Origin of the sequence: Cohnella fermenti (assembly GCF_004801405.1) — a bacterium.
In the GTDB taxonomy this organism is placed as follows: domain Bacteria; phylum Bacillota; class Bacilli; order Paenibacillales; family Paenibacillaceae; genus Cohnella; species Cohnella fermenti.
The window spans coordinates 1-18,408 of record NZ_SSOB01000003.1 but is presented as its reverse complement, the minus strand read 5'-3'; the positions used below and the strand labels follow the sequence as shown (position 1 = coordinate 18,408).

The 18,408-nt window shown below is 62.6% G+C and carries 14 protein-coding genes; 1 reads left to right on the top strand and 13 read right to left on the bottom strand.

The genetic code is table 11. From position 1 onward, the window contains the following. Positions 1–28: 28 nt before the first annotated feature. The 10 genes from E6C55_RS35180 to E6C55_RS02945 form a co-directional block, all read right to left on the bottom strand. Positions 29–1,039, bottom strand: a complete 1,011-nt coding sequence (locus tag E6C55_RS35180; RefSeq protein ID WP_330999591.1) for a GNAT family N-acetyltransferase — start codon at positions 1,037–1,039, stop codon at positions 29–31. Next, positions 1,036–2,217: an amidohydrolase gene (locus E6C55_RS02985; protein WP_136368303.1), complete on the bottom strand. Its 1,182-nt coding sequence runs from the start codon at positions 2,215–2,217 to the stop codon at positions 1,036–1,038. Before E6C55_RS02985 ends, E6C55_RS35180 begins: the two co-directional genes overlap by 4 nt. A 19-nt stretch (positions 2,218–2,236) precedes the next feature. Further along, on the bottom strand, positions 2,237–3,250 hold the full coding sequence (locus E6C55_RS02980) for an LLM class flavin-dependent oxidoreductase (RefSeq protein ID WP_136368302.1): 1,014 nt from the start codon (positions 3,248–3,250) through the stop codon (positions 2,237–2,239). A gap of 60 nt (positions 3,251–3,310) precedes the next feature. Next, positions 3,311–4,063 (bottom strand): amino acid ABC transporter ATP-binding protein, encoded by a 753-nt coding sequence (locus E6C55_RS02975; protein ID WP_136368301.1) that lies wholly within the window; start codon positions 4,061–4,063, stop codon positions 3,311–3,313. Continuing rightward, the gene (locus E6C55_RS02970; RefSeq protein WP_136368300.1) at positions 4,060–4,770 is read right to left on the bottom strand and encodes an amino acid ABC transporter permease; all 711 of its coding nucleotides are present in this window, start codon (positions 4,768–4,770) and stop codon (positions 4,060–4,062) included. The genes E6C55_RS02975 and E6C55_RS02970 overlap by 4 nt, the downstream gene beginning before the upstream one ends. Next, positions 4,767–5,582, bottom strand: coding sequence for an amino acid ABC transporter permease (locus tag E6C55_RS02965; protein ID WP_136368299.1), 816 nt, complete (start codon positions 5,580–5,582; stop codon positions 4,767–4,769). The genes E6C55_RS02970 and E6C55_RS02965 overlap by 4 nt, the downstream gene beginning before the upstream one ends. 76 nt (positions 5,583–5,658) lie before the next feature. After that, positions 5,659–6,564 carry a transporter substrate-binding domain-containing protein gene (locus E6C55_RS02960; protein WP_136368298.1) on the bottom strand — a complete coding sequence of 302 codons (906 nt, stop codon included), beginning with the start codon at positions 6,562–6,564 and terminating at the stop codon, positions 5,659–5,661. Positions 6,565–6,750: 186 nt separating this feature from the next. Then, positions 6,751–7,632 (bottom strand): LysR family transcriptional regulator, encoded by an 882-nt coding sequence (locus E6C55_RS02955; RefSeq protein ID WP_136368297.1) that lies wholly within the window; start codon positions 7,630–7,632, stop codon positions 6,751–6,753. 472 nt (positions 7,633–8,104) lie between these two features. Continuing rightward, complete coding sequence (locus E6C55_RS02950) at positions 8,105–8,896, bottom strand: lipase family protein (protein ID WP_136368296.1); 792 nt, start codon at positions 8,894–8,896, stop codon at positions 8,105–8,107. A gap of 1,195 nt (positions 8,897–10,091) precedes the next feature. Then, complete coding sequence (locus E6C55_RS02945) at positions 10,092–11,189, bottom strand: lactonase family protein (RefSeq protein WP_168735425.1); 1,098 nt, start codon at positions 11,187–11,189, stop codon at positions 10,092–10,094. A gap of 138 nt (positions 11,190–11,327) precedes the next feature. On the opposite strand from E6C55_RS02945, the gene E6C55_RS02940 reads away from it, so the two are divergent. After that, positions 11,328–12,251 (top strand): proline dehydrogenase family protein, encoded by a 924-nt coding sequence (locus E6C55_RS02940; protein ID WP_136368294.1) that lies wholly within the window; start codon positions 11,328–11,330, stop codon positions 12,249–12,251. 470 nt (positions 12,252–12,721) lie between these two features. Here the strand turns inward: E6C55_RS02940 and E6C55_RS02935 are convergent, their stop codons facing one another. The 3 genes from E6C55_RS02935 to helD are packed head-to-tail and all read right to left on the bottom strand — an operon-like array spanning position 12,722 to position 18,171. Beyond that, complete coding sequence (locus E6C55_RS02935; protein WP_136368293.1) at positions 12,722–13,828, bottom strand: M24 family metallopeptidase; 1,107 nt, start codon at positions 13,826–13,828, stop codon at positions 12,722–12,724. A 3-nt stretch (positions 13,829–13,831) separates the two neighbouring features. Then, on the bottom strand, positions 13,832–15,691 hold the full coding sequence (gene recQ / locus E6C55_RS02930; RefSeq protein ID WP_230986506.1) for a DNA helicase RecQ: 1,860 nt from the start codon (positions 15,689–15,691) through the stop codon (positions 13,832–13,834). Beyond that, positions 15,688–18,171: an RNA polymerase recycling motor HelD gene (helD, locus tag E6C55_RS02925; RefSeq protein WP_168735424.1), complete on the bottom strand. Its 2,484-nt coding sequence runs from the start codon at positions 18,169–18,171 to the stop codon at positions 15,688–15,690. The genes recQ and helD overlap by 4 nt, the downstream gene beginning before the upstream one ends. Between the last annotated feature and the right edge of the window lie 237 nt (positions 18,172–18,408).

The following is an 18,408-nucleotide window of genomic DNA, read 5'->3' as shown; positions in this document are numbered from 1 at the left end:
CGTTCCTCCCTGTATTGGATAATCTTCGCTATTGGATAACTTTCTCTCTCACATGCAGCTTGTAGCTCTTCACGAGAATGTCCCCTTGCTGCACGTCCTTATCGTGATCCCGCTCGAAGCCGAGATATTCGTACAAGCGGACGGCCGGAGCCATCACGTCGGACGTGTGCAGATGCAGCGTATCCGCGCCCCATTCGGCCGCCCTTCTCGCGCTCTCGCGCAGGATCGCGGTCGCGATGCCCTGGCCCCGATGGGCCGGGGAGACGGCGAGCAGCCTTACGATCGGATTGCGGATGTTAAGCTCCGGGTTCCCGTACGCTTCTTCCGAGGAGCCGAAGAGCAGCGCGCTGCCGACGATCTCCCCGTTCCGTTCGGCGACGAGCCTCGCCTTCGGGCTGCCCCCGTCGACGGAGGCCAATATCGACTCCTTGTACTCCTCCCAGCGGTGAGGGATATCGCCGGCATACTGCTCGTAGGCCGCGACCAGAACGCTCCGCAGCGCCTCGCGGTCCTCCTCCTTCGCATCGCGGATGAGAACCGCGGCGCCTGCGTCCGCAGCGGCGGGAAGCTCGGCAGGCAGCGCCCGCTTGATTCGGTCGATCTGGCCGAGATGATGGTGGACATGCTCGACGAAGGAGCGGACGACCTGCGCAAGCGTCACGACGTCTCCCTTGGCGTTCACCGCCGTCTTCTGCCCGTCTTCCGCAGGCAGCCTCCGGAACAATTGCGCGTTGTATGCGAGCAGAGAACGGTAGAAGGCCAGAAGCTCGTCTGCCGCAGCCTCGTTCCCTCGCTGCCCCTCCACCCACGGGTCTTGCCGGAAGGCGGGCAGCCGCTCGGGCGAACCCGACAGAATCTCGCGAATGCGGAACGAGACGACGATATTGTGATCCGCGAGATGCGTCAGCACCTCATTCACGCTCCACTTGTTCGCCGCCTCCTTCCACCGGAGCTGCTGCGGGGTCAAGCCCGCGATCGCCGCTTCCAGTACAGCATGGGTATCCAAATAACGGTTGATCTCGTTCTCGCTAAGGCTCATGGCTCTTCACTCCTTATCTGGTTTGGGATCAAATGGTCTTCCGCCAACCGGGCAAGGAAGGCAGCCGTCAGCGGCAGCGCCCGCTCGTCGACGTCGAATGCGGGGTGATGCCATTCCCGCGGCCCCGACGTGCCCATGAAGAAGAACGCCCCCGGCACCACGCGTTGATAGAACGCGAAGTCTTCCCCTGCCGGCGACGGCGTCGGCTCCAGCACCTGCAGACCGACGCTGCGGGCCGACGCCTTGGCGGCTTCCGCCAGCTCCTTGTCGTTGTGCACCGCCGGAGGGCCGTCGATCCACTTCACCGCCGCGGATACGCCGAACGAGGCGGCGATTCCCGCCGTTACCTGCTCGAACCGCTCCCGCACCCGGTCTCTTATGGCCGGATCGAACGTGCGGATCGTCCCGTCGAGCAGCGCCTTCTCCGGAATGACGTTCCACGACGTGCCGGTATGAAGGCGCGTCACACTGATGACGGCGCTCTCGAGCGGGCCCACGTTGCGGCTGACGATCGTCTGCAGCGCCGTCACGAGGTGCGCCGCCGCCACGACCGGATCGACCGCCGCTTCCGGCACCGCCGCATGGCTGCCGACGCCGGTCAGCTCAACCACGAAGCCGTCCGCCGCCGCCATCAGCGGCCCTTCCTTGATGCCGATCGTGCCGACCGGCAGGTCCGGCTTGTTATGAAGGCCGTAGACGGCGCTGACGCCGTCCAGCGCACCGCTCGCGATCACTTCGAGCGCACCCTTCGCCTTCTCCTCCGCCGGCTGGAAGATGAGCCTGACGGTGCCGCCCAGCTCACTCTCCCGTTCCTTCAGCAGGTAAGCGGCCCCGATCAGCGAGGCCGTGTGGTAATCATGGCCGCACGCGTGCATCCTGCCCGGTGCTCTGGAGGCGAACGGAAGCCCCGTGTCCTCTTGAACGGGCAGCGCATCGATGTCGGCCCTCAACGCAATCGTCGGCCCCGGCTTCGCTCCGCCGATCTCGGCGATCACACCGGTGCGGAGCGAATAATCGAGAAGCCGAATGCCCGCTTCCGCAAGCCATCCCCGAATGGATTCGGTCGTGGCGAATTCCTCGTGCGACAGCTCGGGGTTCGCGTGAAGCTGCCGCCGTATGGCGACCAGCTTCGCCTCGAACACCTCCCGCTGCACAATCTCGGCCAAGCTTCGGCTCATCCGTATCCCCTCCTGCGTCCTACGTCTGCGGGATCGGCGCGAACGCTTCGCTCAGCAGCTCGACGGAGCGCTTCCGCAAGTCGAAGCCCTTGATCGCCGTCGTGACGATGAATTCGTCGACCTCGTAGCGGGCCTGCAATTCAAGCAGCCGAGCGCGCACCTGATCCTTCGTCCCCTTCGTCACGTCCGCTTCCTTCACCTCGATCTCGTACGGCTCATTCGCCTGACGAACGAACTCCGCCGCCTGCTCGAGGGTGCCCACCGTCACCGTGCGGCCGCTCTCGAGCTTGATCTTCACGTTCTTCAGCTCCTCGGCCAGCTCCGCCGCCTGCGCTTCCGTCTCGGCGACGAGCACCGAGAGCGCCAGCAGCGCGCGCGGCGCCGTCCCTTTCGCCGGATCGAACCGCTCCCGATAGACGGTCAGCGCCTGCTCCGCCACGTCCAGGTCGCTGTTGATGAACAGCGCGAACACATACGGCAGCCCGAGCTCCGCGGCCAACTCCGCGCTGGCGACGCTGGCGCCGAGCAGAATCAAGTCCGGCGCGACCTCCGGCTTCGGCGTCACCTTGATGCCGGCCAGCGGATGATCCTCCGGCAGCGAACCGCTCAGGTAGCGCTCCAGCTCCGCCAGCTTCTCGTTAAGCGTGATCGGCTCCGTAACGCCGCGCTGCAGCGCCCTCGTGGAGTTCGGCAGCCCGCCCGGCGCCCGCCCGATGCCGAGATCGATGCGCCCCGGCGCAAGCGCCGACAGCAGGTTGAAGTTCTCGGCCACCTTGTACGGGCTGTAGTGCTGAAGCATGACGCCTCCCGAGCCGAGCCTTATCCGCTGCGTGACCGCGGCGAGATGCGAGAGCAGCACCTCCGGCGAAGAGCCGGCCAGTTGATCCGAATCGTGGTGCTCGGATACCCAGAAGCGATGATAGCCGAGCCGGTCGGCCAGCTTCGCGATCTCGATCGTATTCCGCAGCGCTTGCTCCGCCGTGTCGCCGGGGGCTATCAAGCTCTGATCCAACAAGCTAAGCGTCAAGGCCATTCGTATCTCCTCCGAATCTTTTGATCGTATCGAATCTATTGGTCGTATCGAATCTATTGGTCATATCGAGTAATTGGGCTCCGGCGTAATCCGCTTCAAGAATTGCTTCGTTCGCTCTTGCTTCGGCTTGGCGAAAATCTCCCTAGGATCGCCCTCTTCAATGACGGCCCCTTCGTCCATGAACACGACCCGGTTGGCGACGTCTCGCGCGAAGCCCATCTCGTGCGTGACGACAACCATCGTGATGCCTTCCTTCGCAATCCGGCGGATGACCTCGAGCACCTCTCCGACAAGCTCCGGGTCAAGCGCGGACGTCGGCTCGTCGAAGAGGATCACCTCCGGCTCCAGCGCCAGCGCTCTGGCGATGCCGACCCGCTGCTGCTGTCCGCCGGACAACTGGCTCGGATAAGCATCGATCTTCGCACCCAGGCCGACCTTCTCCAGTACCTCGACGCTCTTCGCTCGCGCCTTCTCTTTGGGGATTTTCCGAACGATGACAAGCCCTTCCATCACGTTCTCCAGCGCGGTCTTGTGCCGGAACAGATTGTAATGCTGGAACACCATCGCGGACTTCAGCCGCAGCTCGCGGATGTCCTTCTTCGACGGGTGCTTGCCATCCGCCTTGGCCTCCCCGATCGCCACCGTTCCTCCGCTCGGACGCTCTAGGAAGTTGATGCACCGCAGCAGTGTCGTCTTGCCCGAACCGCTCGGCCCGAGAATCGCGACGACCTCTCCCTTCCCGACGTTCAAGTCGATGCCCTTCAGCACCTCGTGGCGGCCGAACGACTTCGTGATACGGCTAAGCTGGATCATGCGACCCCTCCTCGGTTGTAGACGTTGATCCGGCGCTCGACGCGCGCCGCGATTCTCTCGATCAGAACGGTGAGCCCCCAGAAGATCAGCGCCGCGGCCAGATAAGCCTCGAAGAACTTCCAGTTCGTCGAAGCGACGATCTGCGCCTTCGCCATGATCTCGACGACCGACACGGTGAACGCCAGCGTCGAGCCGTGCAGCATCCCGATCAGGCTGTTCGTCAGATTCGGAAGGCTCGCGGCGAACGCTTGCGGGAAGACGATCCGGCGCAGCGCCTGCGGCGTCGTCATGCCGATCGAATGCGCGGCCTCCAACTGCCCGCGGTTGACGGCAAGCAGGCCGGAGCGGACGACCTCGGACATATAAGCGCTGGCCGTAATCGTGAAGGCGATCACCGCGAAGACGAAGTACGGAACCGAGACCGAGCGGAACGACCAGCCGAAGCTCTCCGAGACGACATCGATGATGGCCGGCAGCCCGAAGTACACGAGGTACAGATGCACCAGCATCGGAGTTCCCCGGATAAACGTCACGTACCCGGAAGCGATCTGGCTCAGCACCGGAACCCGGTAAATCCTCAGCAGCGCGATTCCCGTCCCGAACAGCAGTCCGGCGAGCACCGAGATGACCGTCAGGTACAGGGTTATCGGAATGGCTGGCAGCAGCTTGACGAAGGCGGTCCAGATAAACGCGGGATCGAGCTTCATGCTTCCGACCTCCCGTCTCGGGCCCGGGCTCCGCCTCGGCCGCGGGTCGTTCCAGTGAGCAGGTTGCGGAGCGTAGGAGCGCTTCTCCAGCCGAACCTTCGTCCCGTCCCCGCCCCCGCCTCCTGCCGTTCATGCTTCAGCAGTCGACGTTCCAGCACGTAGAAGATTTTCTCCAGGATAAAACTGATGACGAAGTAAAGGATGGCGAGCGCGATGTACGTCTCCACGAAGTGCTGGCTTAGCGTAATGAGCGTCTGCGCCTTGCCGGTCATCTCCATCACCCCGAGCGAGAACGCAAGCGAAGTGTCCTTGAGGGTCGCGATCACCAGGTTGGCGAAGACGGGCAGCGAGATGGCGAGCGCCTGCGGCAGCACGATGCGCACGAAGGCCTGGAAGCCGCTCATCCCGACGGAGTACGCCGCTTCGACCTGCCCCCGGTCCACCGCCGTCACCCCGGCCCGGATCATCTCGGAGATGTACGCCCCTGCGTGCAGGGAATACGTCAGAACAACGAAGGCAAGCACCGGCGTTCGGGTAACGTCGACGGAGAAGAGCTTAAGAACTTCGGGCAGACCGTAGTAGATCAGGAACAATTGAATCAGAATCGGGGTCCCGCGGAAAAAAGACACGTAAACCTGGGACACTCGCTGCAGCACCGGTACTTTGTAAAGACGGGGAAGGGCGACGAGAAAGCCGAAGCCCAATCCCAGCAGAATGGACAGACCTACGATCGTTAGCGTAAGGCTGAGCGTGGAGAGCTGCTTGGGAAAATAATCGAACACGTAATGAATATCGAATTTGGCTCCTGGCATTCCCGTTCTCCTCCCCTAAGCCTGATCGGTGCGCACGCGGCGGCATGTGCGCATTCGCCTGCAGAAGACGGATTGATTATTGGATATCCTTGGTGAAGTCCGAGCCGAGCCATTCCGTGCTCAGCTTGCCCAGCGTGCCGTCCGCCTTGAGCTCCTTGATCGCCCCGTCGACCGCGTCGGCAAGCGTCTGCTCATCCGGATCGTCCTTGCGGAAGACGAACAGAATGTCCGCCGCGCTGAGGTGCTCGCCCGTCGACTTCAGCTTGCCTTCCGGGTCGATGAGCGGCAGCGTGAAGTCCGCTCCGATCGTCGCATCCACCCGGCCCGAGGAGATCTGGCTGACGAAGTCCGAGGAGCCTCCGCTCGAGTACACGATCTTGATCGCGTCTTTGTGCTCCTTGTTGTAATTCTCGACGATCTGCGCTTCCGCGCTCGTTGCGCCGACGATCACCTTCTTGCCTTCCAGGTCCGCGAGCGTCTGGATCGAGTCGTTGTCCTTGGCGACGATGAGCTTGTTCTGCCAGTGCGCGTACGGTTCCTTGTTGAAAAGATACTTCGCTTCGCGCTCCGGATTCTTCTCCATCTCGTGGGCGACGAAGTCGATCTTCTTCGTCTCGAGGCTAAGCAGCAGGTTGGCGAAATCGTAGGTTTGCAGCTCGAATTCGTATTGCGGCAGGCGATTGTCGATCTCGCGCACGAGCTCGACGTCGAAGCCGGTCAGCTTGCCGCTCTCGTCGAGGAAGGCGACCTTCGGGAACTGCGTGCCCGTGCCGACGATGATCTTCTTGACCTCCGCGGGCGCCTCGCTCGACGCGGAGGCGGTCGATGGGGATGCGGCCGGGGACGCGGACGACGGAGATGCGGCTGATGGGGATGCGGACGAATTCGCTCCGGCGGAATTGCCGTTGCCGTTATTGCCGCAGCCTCCGAGCACCGCGGCCAGGCTGATGACGGCTGTTGCGATCGTTAATGTTTTTCTCATTTGGTAGACCCTCCACCCATGTCTTAGTGATAACTTATAATTCCTACCCGATAAGTGAGAATTATGATGAACTAAATTTATCACCCGCCGCGGGCAGCGTCAATGCAACTTCCAATAGAGATCGTCTATCGATAAATTCAACTTTTGAATCGAGATGCGGTGGGCTTGGTTAATGGGGCGGTTTAACTACGCACTCGTTCGCGCCTTAATCATGGCGGTCAGCTCCTGAACGAAGTCCGTGTTCTCGCCTTGAAGCGTCAGCGCACACGTCTGCATCGAGATGCCGGACGTCTCCGCGAAGTCAATCGGGAACAGCCTGCCCTCCTCCACCTCTTGCCGCGCGCAGATGCCCGGCAGGAAGCAGATGCCGGCTTGCTGCAGCACGAGCTTCTTGGCCGTCTCGGAATTGTCGGTCTGAATCTCGATCCGCGGCGGCCGATCCAACGATTCGAAAATCCGATGAATCCGCAGCCAATCGAGCGCTCCGCACTCGAAGAAGACAAGCGGCTCGCCCGCCAGCGCCTCGATGCCCAGATTGTCCTCGAGCAGGAAGGGATGCCCTTCGTACACGTGAAGCCGGATCGGATCGAGCAGCAGCCGCGCGGCGCGAAGCTCCGGATGGTTCACCGGGCGCGCCAGGGCGAGATCGATCTCCTTGTTCAGCACCTTCGCCGCCAGCTCATCGGTCGTGCCGGTCTGCAGCTTAAACCGGATCTCCGGGAATCTCTCCCTGAGCGCAGGCAGAAGCCCCGGAATCAAATAATTGGCCACGGATACCGTGCAGCCGATTCTCATCTCGTTCGGAAGCTGCTTTTTATACTGAACGTGCTGCTTGCCCTTGCGATAAATCTGCAGCAGTTGCTGCGCGTATGGAAGAAACCGCTTGCCTTCTTCGGTAATCTGAACCTGCTTGCCGACCCGGTCGAACAGTTGGCAGTTCAGTTCCCGTTCCAGCGACTGAATGCGCGCCGTCACCGAGGGCTGCGACAGGAACAACGCATCCGCCGCCTTATTGAAGCTGCCGTAATGGATCACGTACACGAACGCTTCCATGTTTTCGATGTTCATCCGATCACACATCCTACTTTTCCTATTATTTAACTTGGTTATATGGATGGCCTAATGGTACGCCGGATTGGCTGGATCTGTCAATATGGTGCTTATGGCAACAACGCGGGGAGTTGGCGGAAAAGTAAGCTGTGAGAGGATGGGCAGGAGAGCGGCGGGAGAACGGTAGGAGAGTGTGGGGCAGGACAAGTGAGCGGTGGGATGCTGACAGGAGAGCGATCGGATGCGAGAATTCCGCCATGTGCGGATTTTCCGTACATCGGAGCTCGATCCGACCTTGCGGCCGCGGCGTTGTGCGACTTTTCCGTACATCGGAGTTCCATTCGGCCCTCCGGAGGCGGCGTTGTGCGGTTTTTCCTTACAACTGCTGCCCAACTAGCCGCCATGCTGTCTGCTTCCCGACTTTCGCTCCGCATAACGAAGAGAAGGCGGCGTTCCCGGCTCAATTAGGCCGCTACGCTGCCTTCTCTTCTTATTGGGGTCGCGCCGGGCAGAAGCCCGGATTGGCCGTGCACAGAGCAGTCGCGTAGGCGGAGTCCTTCTTCGCCAGCTCCCAGAAGTAGCTGCCGATCACGTGGTTGCCGGACATCGTCCGCTTGCGGAACTCCATCGGATAGACGGTCCGCACGTGCCGATACTCGTATACCTTGTCGCTTCTCGGCAGCCGGAAAACAGTCGGCGGAAGATAAGGAACCGCATCGAACAGATTGCTGACCCGATGGGAATTCGGCACCGCTTCCGAATAAGCCCGGACGAACGCCGGATCCCCGACCCGCGGCGAGCCGAATGAATACATGCCATGGGCGCGGAAGGGACAGTTCGCCGCGACATCCATCACGCACAGCGTGGCCAACGCCCCACCAAGGCTGTGCCCCGTGACGTAGATCCGCTTCTCCTTGCCTATCCCGTGCAGCACTTCCATGATGTCGGCCCGTGCGGATTTATAGATCTGGGTGAAGCCCCGATGTGTCTGCCCGGCGTTCTTCGCATAAGGGAACTTCATCTGGTATGCGATCGCGTCGGACAGCCAATCGGATGTCGAGCTCGTTCCCCGGAATGCGACCACAACCTCTTCGTCCGATTCCAGAATGAAGCCGAACGACTCTCGATTGCGATTCAGCGACTGGGCGTCGAAGACAGCCACCGCCCGGTAAGGGGAAGGAACGATGAAGCCGCCGTCCGGATGATCGTACTGCTTATACGTCTGGCTGCAGACGCCCGCCAGCAATATGGCGCGACGTGCGTCGAATCCCTTCGTTCCCATGCGCCTTCCCCCTCTCACCTATATTTTATTAGGCGCAGGGAGAGGCGGTGCTTGACCGTTTATATACGAAAAACCGCACACAATCGCCGACCAACCGCCTCCGACGACCATTTCTATGCGAAAAATCGCACACAATCGCCGACCGTCCGCCTCCGACGACCATTTCTATGCGAAAAACCGCACACAATCGCCGACCGTCCGCCTCCGACGACCATTTCTATGCGAAAAACCTCTATGACAACAAGGACAGTTGTCACCCCCTACAATGAAAATTATGCGTATGCGGTGATCCCTCGTCATGAAGCCTACAGTAGGGGAAGTTGGGTGGGGAGACTGGGTGAACGGGGTTAGTGAAGAGGCATACAACGACACTCTGAAGAGCCTGTTGAAGGGCCAATAAGCGGGAATCCCGCCTAACGATGCCCTGAAGAGCCGATTGGAAGGGCTGATGAGCGGCTAACTCGCCTAACGTTGCTCCGAAGGGCCGGTTGGAGGGGCCAATGTGCGGCAAAAACCGCCTATCGACCGTTCGTTTCCGCTGGCCATCCCGTTCGGCACCTCTCCCCTCTCCCCTCTCCCCTGCGTCCTATTCCCTCTGGCGGCATTAGGTCTCTTCTCCCTTTCGTTCAGGATAAGGAGGTGCAAGGGGAACAGGCTGACCGAAGACCAGAGGTCATGATCGGCCAGCGGAGGTTCCTGAGCCACGGGGAGAAGAGAGATAAGTGTTCAGAAAAGGGATAACGCCCTCGCTACACCCATAATATGGGGATCGATTCGCCAACTCACCAACATGCCGCCCGCGCCGAGCCGATGCTAGACGCTGGTGGGACATTTTTATCCAAATGAGCTCCAAACCGCCATTAGCGGGACTTTATTTTCGTATTAAACCGCACACAATCGCCGACTAACCCCCTCCGACGACCATTTCTATGCGAAAAACCGCACACAATCGCCGACCAACCGCCTCCGACGACCATTTCTATACGAAAAACCGCATATAATCGCCGACCAAACGCCTCCGACGACCATTTCTATGTGAAAAACCGCATATAATCGCCGACCAAACGCCTCCAACGACCATTTCTATGCGAAAAACCACACACAATCGCCGACCAACAGCCTCCGACGACCATTTCTATGGCGAAAAACCGCACACAATCGCCGACCGACCGCCTCCGACGCAACGCTCGCCCGATTACTCGTCGGAGCCGGAGCTCGAGCCCGAGCCCGAATCGGCGTCCGGAGCGAGCTCCAGCGATACCGGCTTATGCACCTCCAGTGCGAAGCCCGTCGGCGCCGGCATGCCGTCCTCCCCGAGTCGGAAGGAGACGACCGAGTTCGAATCCTGCAGCGCGGACAGCAGCCAGCGATCTCCGTAGACGGCGAAGCTGCGCGGCGTCCGGCCTCCCGCAGGCACTTGGCCGCGCGGCTCGAGCGTCCCGTCCGCCAGCACGCGGTGCACCGCCAGGCTGTCGTCGCCCCGGTTCGACGCGTACAGATAGGAGCCGCTCTTCGTCAGATGGATGTCCGCGCACGTATTGTCGCCCTCATAGCCGTCCGGCAACGTAGACACCGTCTGCAACGGGACCAGTTCGCCGGCTTCGGCCCGGTATTCGTAAGCGGACACCGCGCAGCTCAGCTCCTCGACGACATACACGATCGGCAGCGCCGGATGGCAAGCGGTATGCCGGGGTCCCGCTCCCGCCGCCGTGTCCGTGCGGCTGCGCAGCACGAGCTTGCCCGCCGCTTCGTCGATTCGATACACGTACAGCCCGTCCGTGCCGAGGTCGCAGACGAGCCAATCGTCCGTTCCACGAATCGGGAAAACCGAGTGCGCGTGCGCCTTCTCCTGCCGATCCGCCCTGACGCCGCTTCCTTCATGAACCGCCTGATCCGCCAGCGGACCAATCGTTCCGTCCTCGCCAAGCGGGTACAAGCAGACGCTTCCGCTCGAGTAATTGACGGCGAGCAGCCACCGTCCCGACGCGGCGACACTCAGGTGGCAAGGCGCGTCCCCCCGCGAAGGCTGCCGATTCAGCTCCGCAAGCGCCGACTCTTCCTCGGAATACCCATAAGAGACAACGGCTCCGTCATCGGTCTCGCTCACCGCGTACACTCTCGGCATCGTTGGATGGATGGCGATGAACGAAGGATTTTCGATACCGGCTGCCCCGCCGATTCGCTTCAATTCTCCTGTCCCGGCATCAAGGGCGATCAAGTGGACCCCTTCCCGGCCGGACGCTTCGTACGAACCGACCACGATCGGGCCGATCCGTTCCTCATTGAACAACATGGCATGAGACCGCCTCTCTGAACATAGATGGCATGACCCACTCATTATATCATTTTTGGCGAATCTGAATCGGGGGGCACGAGAATAGACTAGGGATAAATTCCAAGCAGCACGGGGGCAAAAAGGAGCGGGGGACGAATGGGATGGGGAAGCGAGGGTTATCGGAGGGGAATGCGGGCTCTCTTCGCGAACCGGACGGTCGCGAGACGACTCGCGCAGCACGGCGCCCGGCTGGCTGAACGGTTCGTCGCCGGGCGGGATCGAACGGCCGCCTTGCTCGTCGTCCAGCGGCTGAACCGGCTCGGCATCGCGGCGACGCTCGACCATCTGGGAGAGTCGGTGCGCAGCCTGGACGAGGCGACGGCCTGCCGCGAGGAGTACATGCGGCTGCTCGAAGGCGTCCGGCTGCAGCGGGCGGACTCGACGGTATCGGTGAAGCCGACGCAGATGGGGCTGGCGCTCGATGCGGAAGCCTGCTGCCGCAACGTCCGGCTCATCGCGGAGCGCGCGCGGAAGGCGGGCACGTCCGTCTGCCTCGACATGGAGGACGCGAGGTACACGGACGCCACGCTGGAGCTTGTCCGAAGGCTGCGCGCGGAAGGCTATGCGAACGTGACGACAGTGCTCCAAGCGTACCTTCGGCGCAGCGAGGCGGACGCCGCACGGCTGCTGGAGGAGGGCGTCCCGCTGCGCCTCGTCAAGGGGGCCTACCAAGAGAAGAAGGAGATCGCCTTCCCGAATTCGGGGGACGTTCTCCATCAGTTGAACAAGCTGATTCGGCTTCATCTGGACGCCGGGGCGTTCGTCGCCATCGGCTCGCACGACGAGCGGGTCCTCCGCGCGGTCCGCTCCCATGCGCAGCAGGCCGGCATCGACAAGAGCCGGTTCGAGTTCCAGATGCTGTACGGCCTCCGCATGGAGGAGCAGGCGAAGCTGGCGGCACAGGGCTACCGCGTTCGCTGCTACGTGCCGTATGGTCAAGACTGGTATCCCTACTTCACCCGACGGCTCGCGGAGAAGCCGGCCAACCTGTGGCTTGTGCTGCGGAACCTGTTCCGGTAGGATGGCGGAGATGCTCATCGGGCTTGTGTTGCAGCGATTCCGCTTGGAACACGTTCTCCGCCTCCTCGCAAGACAATTCCCATATTTTGGTGAAGACAAGGCCGCTATCCCCCTCCTGCGCGCTTATGCCTCTTCTCCCCTTGGATCAGGAACCTCCGCTTGCCGATCATGCCCTTGGGTCTTAGGACAGCCCATTCCCTTGCACCTCCTTATCCTGAACGAAAGGGAGAAGAGACCTAATGCCGCCAGAGGGAATAGACGCCTGGGGAGTGGGAAGCGATGCCGGGCGGGATGGCAAGTGGAACGAACAGTCGATAGGCGGGTTTTCCGCTCCTCCTGCCTCTCCGCAGTTGGCTTTTCATCACTGCGGATGGCCGCATACGAGTCCGGCGAGATGCCCGCTCCCCCCTCCCGCACGATTCAGAATGGGCTGACCCGTTGCTATCGGATTCTCGCTATGCGAAATCCAATCACCCCAGCCGAATCAGATGCTTCGTGAACGAGGTGATCACCTCGGCGGTGCCGTCCTCGCGGATGTACAGGTCGTCCTCGATGCGGACGCCGCCGATCTCCGGCACGTAGATGCCCGGCTCGACCGTGAACAGCAAGCCCGGCTGGATCGGGTCCGGGTTGCTTCCGTGCAGGGAAGGGTACTCGTGGATGTCCATCCCGAAGCCGTGGCCGACGCGATGGGTGAAGTACGGGCCGTACCCCCGCGAGACGATCTCGTCCCGCGCCGCCTTGTCGACGGCGGAGAGCGGACGGCCCGCCTTGGCCGCTCCGATGCCCCGCAGATTGGCGGCGCGGACGGCCTCATAGATCGCCTCCTGCTCCGCCGTCCCTTCGCCCATGATGAACGTGCGGGTGATGTCCGAGCAGTAGCCCTGCTGAACGACGCCCATGTCGATCAGCAGGAAGTCGTTCTCCGCGAGCTTGGCATCGCCCGGAACGCCGTGCGGCAGCGCAGAGCGGCGGCCGGTCAGAACAATCGTCTCGAACGACGGCTTCTCGGCGCCGAGGCGCTTCATCTGGAATTCCAATTCGCCGGTCAGTTCGAGCTCGGTCATCCCGACAACCGCGTGGGTCAGCGCATGGTTCATGACCTTCTCGACCGTCTCGACGGCGAGCCGCACCTTCTCGATCTCCTCGCGCGTTTTGCGCATTCGCATCCCTTCCAGCAGCGGCGTCAGGTTGTGAAGCCTCACGCCCGCCATCGCGGCCTGGAGACGCTCCGCCTTGTCGACCGTGACGTGGTTCTTCTCGATCGCCAGCCCCGAGACGGACGGGCCCAGCCGCGCCTTCAGCTTCTCGTACGGGTTCTCCGTATCGCCGATCGGGACGATAGCCGCTACCGTGCTCATCTCGCCCGCCGCCCCCGCGTCCAGCTCCGGCGCGAACAACGTCTCCTCGTCCGAGCGGGCGTCGAGCAGAAGCGCGAGGAACCGTTCGTGCGGGTCCGAGCGGAAGCCGGTCGCGTAGTAGACCATCGACGGGGACGTCACCAGCGCCGCCTCGATCCCGTTCTCCTTCAGGTGGTGGATTACCCGCTGCCTTCTCAGGCGGTAGATCTCGCTCATCGCTCAGCCTTCTTTCTTGTAGTCGAGGATGGCCTCGAGGAATTCCGTGCCGTACTTCGCATACTTCGCCTCCCCGATCCCCTTCACGCCGCGCATCTTAGCCTCGGAATCCGGAAGCTGCTGACACATCTCTCGCAAGGTCGCATCGTTGAAAATAATAAAAGGAGGAACGCCTTCCCGTCCTGCCAGCTTCTTGCGCAGCTCGCGCAGACGCTCGAACAGCACCTCGTCGTAGGGTCCGTATTGGTCGCCGCGGCCGCCGGAGCCGTAGCGGGAGCGGCTTCTCGCCGCTTCCTCGATCCGCTCCACGCGGCTCATCACGCGCTCCGTGCCTTCGAGAACGCCGCGCGCCCGTTCCGCAAGCTGCACGACCGGGTACTGGCTGTCCGTCAGCTTCAGGTAGCCGTCCGCGATCAGCTCGTGGATCAAGCGAACAAGCTCCTTCTCCGAGGTCGTCTTCATCATGCCGTACACCGTCAGCGTGTCGAAGCCGAACTGCCGCACCTTCGCATCGTTCGCCCCCCGCAGCACCTTGGCCGTCAGCGTCACCCCGAAGCGCTGGCGCATGCGCGCAACGCAGGAGAAAATGATTTTGGCCTCCTCGGTCATGTCGCGAAGCTCTCTCGTGTCGGTGCAATTGCCGCAGCGTCCGCACGGCTCTCCACCCTCTTCGCCGAAGTAGCGCACAATGCTTCGCTGCAGGCAATCCGACGTGTTCGCGTATTCGACCATGTCGTTAAGCAGCCGATAGTCGTTGCGCTTGCGCTCCTCGTCCGCTTCGCTCTGCTCGATGAAGAACTTCTGCGTCACCGTGTCCGCCGCGGAATAGAGCAGCACGCATTCCCCCGGCTCGCCGTCCCGGCCCGCCCGGCCCGCTTCCTGGTAATAGGCTTCCAGGTTCTTCGGCATGTTGTAGTGCACGACATAACGGACGTTGGACTTGTCGATGCCCATCCCGAACGCGTTCGTCGCGACGATGATCTGCAGGTCGTCCTTCAGGAAAGCGTCCTGGACGTCGGACCGCTCCTCTTCCGTCAGCCCGGCGTGGTACTTGCCGACGCGCAGACCGAGGCCGGCCAGATGCTGCTGGCACGCCTCGACCTCCCGGCGGGTTGCCGCGTAGACGATGCCGGACTGCCCGGAGCGCTCGCGGACGTACCTTGCGAGGAAGTCGCGCTTGTCCGCGTTGCGGACGACCGACAGCGCCAGGTTGTCCCGCGCATAGCCGGTCGTCACGCGGACGGGCGCTTGCAGGCGCAGCCGGACGAGGATGTCCTCCTTGACGACATCGGTCGCCGTCGCCGTGAACGCCGCCATGATCGGCCGGCGCCCCAGGTAAGGCAGAATGCGCACGATGCCCATGTAGCTCGGGCGGAAGTCGTGCCCCCACTGCGAGACGCAGTGGGCTTCGTCAACGGCGACAAGCGGCACCTCGATGCGGCCGAGCAGCTCGAGGAACCGCTCCGATTCGAGCCGCTCGGGAGCGAGGTAGACGAGCTTGTAGCGCCCGTCCTCGATGCCGCGCAGCCGCTGGCTCGTCTCGCGCGCCGACAACGAGCTGTTGATGTAAGTCGCCGGAATGCCCGTCTCGGTCAGCGCGTCGACCTGATCCTTCATCAGGGAGATCAGCGGCGACACGACAAGCGTAATGCCCGGCAGCAGAACGGCCGGGAGCTGGTAGCAGATCGACTTGCCCGCCCCGGTCGGCATGATGCCAAGAGCGTCCCTTCCTTCCAGCAGCGCCTGGATAATTGTCTCCTGTCCCTTCCGGAACGAGTCGTAGCCGAAGAAGCGCCGCAGCGCGCGCCTGGCGTCGTCCATCCGGTTCGAACTCGAATAAGCTTCGGCACTCGTCTCACTCATCTCGTCTCCACCTCCCGATCCAATCCCTTCTGATCCGATCCGTTCTGATCCGATCCAAATAGCGGCGAACGTTCTCCGACGCAATAAACGTTGAGCACGTGCAGCGCCCTCGTGCACACCGTATAGAGCAGCTTGCGGTCCTGCTCCCGCCCGTAGCGGGCGGCCGAAGCGTCCCACACAAGCACCGCATCGAACTCGATTCCCTTCGACAGATAGGAAGGCAGAATCGAGACGCCCGGAGGCAGCTTCGCCGATCCTCCGGTCACGAGCGTCACCGGCGTCTTATCCGGCAGCCGCTCCTTGATCAAGGCGCTGGCATCGCCGCATTCCGCCGCCGTCTTCGCGATTACGCCGATCGTCGCATAGCCCGCGGCGAGCAGCTCCTCCGCCTTCGCCGCGACCTGCTCCGCCAGCTCGCGATTGTCCCGGCAGCTCCGGACGCTTGGCTCCTCGCCGTCGCGGTTGAACGCGGAGATGCCCTCCGCGTCCTCGGGCCTTAGAATCCGCTTCGAGAATTCCACGATCGGCCGCGTCGAACGATAGCTCGTCGTCAGCCGCCAGACGGCGGTGTCTTCCTCCGCGACGAGACGCGTCCAGCCGCCGAAGCCGCCGCTCTCTTCCGCCTGGGCGTAGATCGCCTGGTTGAAGTCGCCGAGCACCGTCAGGCGCGCATGCGGGAACCGCCGGCGCAGGAACGCGGCCTGGAACGGCGAATAATCCTGGGCCTCATCGACGAACAGATGCTTCACGTCGCCTTCCACCTTGCGGAAGCCTTCGAGCGCCTCCATGATGAACAGCAGCGGGGTCGCGTCCTCGTGGTCGATTATTTTCCTGCCCAGCGTCTCGTCGGCCCGCAGCACCATCCATTCGTACCTCGGAGGCAGCTTGCCGTCCGGCGCGCAAGCCGTGAACAGCGTCCGGCTGCGGAACAGCTCGCGGTAGGTCGCCATCGGGTCCATGAAGCGGAAGCCCTTCACCGCCTTGCGCAGCGGGCCAATGGAGTTCTCGGCCACCCGGCGCAGCAGCAGCTCGGTCATGCGGTCCTCGTCGTCGAACGCCTCGTCGTGGAAGCCGCCTTCGCGCCGCAATTGAACATAGGTCCGCTGAATGTCCTCCTCGCTCGCCAGCTCCGCCGCTTCCTCCAGCCACGCTTCGCCGATCTGGCTCTCGATCCAGCCGTTCAGCCGCCCGTTCAGCCATCTCCTCAGCTTGATCAGGCGTTCGCCGAAGTCCTCGTGCCCGAGCTCGCCGTAATACCTCGCCGCCATCTCCTCCGCGGAGACGATCGTCTCTCCCCGGAAGCGGAGCGGTCGGAAGCGCACGCCGGACTTCTTGAGCCGCTCGAGATAGTTCCCCGCCGTCGCGAAGAAGTGCTCCGAGCCCTTGTAGCGTGCCGCCGCCTCGCGCGATTCTCCCTCGGCCGTTCCGCTCGTCGCGGCCAGCTCCTCCGTCTGCGCGAACAGATCCTCGACCTCCCAGCGGCGGCCGAGCCTCGCTTCGATCAGCTCGCGGAACGTCATCTGCCTCATGTTCGCCTCTCCGAGATCGGGAAGCACCCGCGAGACGTAGCCCTTGAACACCGGGTTCGGCGAGAACAGAATGACCTGCTCGGGCGTCAGCGTCTCCCGGTATCGGTAGAGCAGGTAGGCGACCCGCTGCAGCGCCGCCGACGTCTTGCCGCTGCCGGCCGCCCCCTGGACAACGAGCAGCTTGTGCTTCTCGTCGCGGATGATGCGGTTCTGCTCCTTCTGAATCGTCGCGACGATGCTCTTCATCGACGTATCCGACCGCTCGGAGAGCACCGCCTGCAGAATATCGTCGCCGATCGTCTCGTCGGTATCGAAGACATGCTTAAGAACGCCTCCGCGAATAACGAACTGACGCTTCAGCGTCATCGTCCCGGAGGCCATGCCGCCCGGCGTCTCGTAGCTGACGGGTCCCGGCTCGCCGTCATAGAACAAGCTCGATACCGGCGCCCGCCAATCGTATATATAGAAAGTCTCCCCGTCCTCGCCGATCAGCGAGGAGCGGCCGATATAGATGCTCTCGACCTTGCCCGCAGCGGCCGTTCCGCCGCCGCTCGCTCCTTCCGCGCCTTCGCTCTCCTCCACGAAGTCGATCCTCGCGAAGTACGGGTTGTCATGCTGCCACGCGAGCCGTTCCACCGACGTCGAAGCGACGCGATGGCTGCGCTCCCGCTCCGCCAGCAGCTCCGCCTGCTGCACGATGCTGCTCCACGTCTCCCCGAGCTCCGTCGCGTCGGAGAAGTTGAAGCTCACATCGTCGAAGAACTCCTGCCGGATGCCGACGACATCTCCCCTCCGGTTCCCGAGCACGGACAGCTCCTTGCGCAGACGCCTGTCGATCACCCCGAGCACTTCGACCAGCCGCGCCTTCTCCTCCGCCCGGATGGCTTCCTCCTTATCCACCGCTTCACGCCCTTCCTGCTTGCGAACATCAATATCCCTTTGTTTTATCATGCTCCCGGGAAGAGTGCAAGCTCCCGTCCGGAAGATTCCAATCGGAGCGACCGCCCGGAGCCGCCATCCGGAAGCCGCCGTCCGGAACGAGCGGGCCGCCCGCATCCCTCCTCGTATAATCGTACTTGTAAGATCATTTTGTTCTTTTTCCAGTTGATCCGGACGACTGAAAAGGAACGAAGTGAATTTCCAGTAGGTGACCGGGTGGAGGGCGTAGCCGAACCCGTACCGCAGCCC

Excerpts from the sequence above, each read along its gene's own strand:
- E6C55_RS02985 (WP_136368303.1), bottom strand. The coding sequence starts at position 2,217 with ATGAGCCGAAGCTTGGCCGAGATTGTGCAGCGGGAGGTGTTCGAGGCG.
- E6C55_RS02970 (WP_136368300.1), bottom strand. The coding sequence starts at position 4,770 with ATGAAGCTCGATCCCGCGTTTATCTGGACCGCCTTCGTCAAGCTGCTG.
- E6C55_RS02950 (WP_136368296.1), bottom strand. The coding sequence starts at position 8,896 with ATGGGAACGAAGGGATTCGACGCACGTCGCGCCATATTGCTGGCGGGC.
- E6C55_RS02935 (WP_136368293.1), bottom strand. The coding sequence starts at position 13,828 with ATGAGCGAGATCTACCGCCTGAGAAGGCAGCGGGTAATCCACCACCTG.
- E6C55_RS02955 (WP_136368297.1), bottom strand. The coding sequence starts at position 7,632 with ATGAACATCGAAAACATGGAAGCGTTCGTGTACGTGATCCATTACGGC.
- E6C55_RS02965 (WP_136368299.1), bottom strand. The coding sequence starts at position 5,582 with ATGCCAGGAGCCAAATTCGATATTCATTACGTGTTCGATTATTTTCCC.
- E6C55_RS02975 (WP_136368301.1), bottom strand. The coding sequence starts at position 4,063 with ATGATCCAGCTTAGCCGTATCACGAAGTCGTTCGGCCGCCACGAGGTG.
- helD (WP_168735424.1), bottom strand. The coding sequence starts at position 18,171 with ATGATAAAACAAAGGGATATTGATGTTCGCAAGCAGGAAGGGCGTGAA.
- recQ (WP_230986506.1), bottom strand. The coding sequence starts at position 15,691 with ATGAGTGAGACGAGTGCCGAAGCTTATTCGAGTTCGAACCGGATGGAC.
- E6C55_RS02960 (WP_136368298.1), bottom strand. The coding sequence starts at position 6,564 with ATGAGAAAAACATTAACGATCGCAACAGCCGTCATCAGCCTGGCCGCG.
- E6C55_RS02945 (WP_168735425.1), bottom strand. The coding sequence starts at position 11,189 with ATGTTGTTCAATGAGGAACGGATCGGCCCGATCGTGGTCGGTTCGTAC.
- E6C55_RS35180 (WP_330999591.1), bottom strand. The coding sequence starts at position 1,039 with ATGAGCCTTAGCGAGAACGAGATCAACCGTTATTTGGATACCCATGCT.
- E6C55_RS02940 (WP_136368294.1), top strand. The coding sequence starts at position 11,328 with ATGGGATGGGGAAGCGAGGGTTATCGGAGGGGAATGCGGGCTCTCTTC.
- E6C55_RS02980 (WP_136368302.1), bottom strand. The coding sequence starts at position 3,250 with ATGGCCTTGACGCTTAGCTTGTTGGATCAGAGCTTGATAGCCCCCGGC.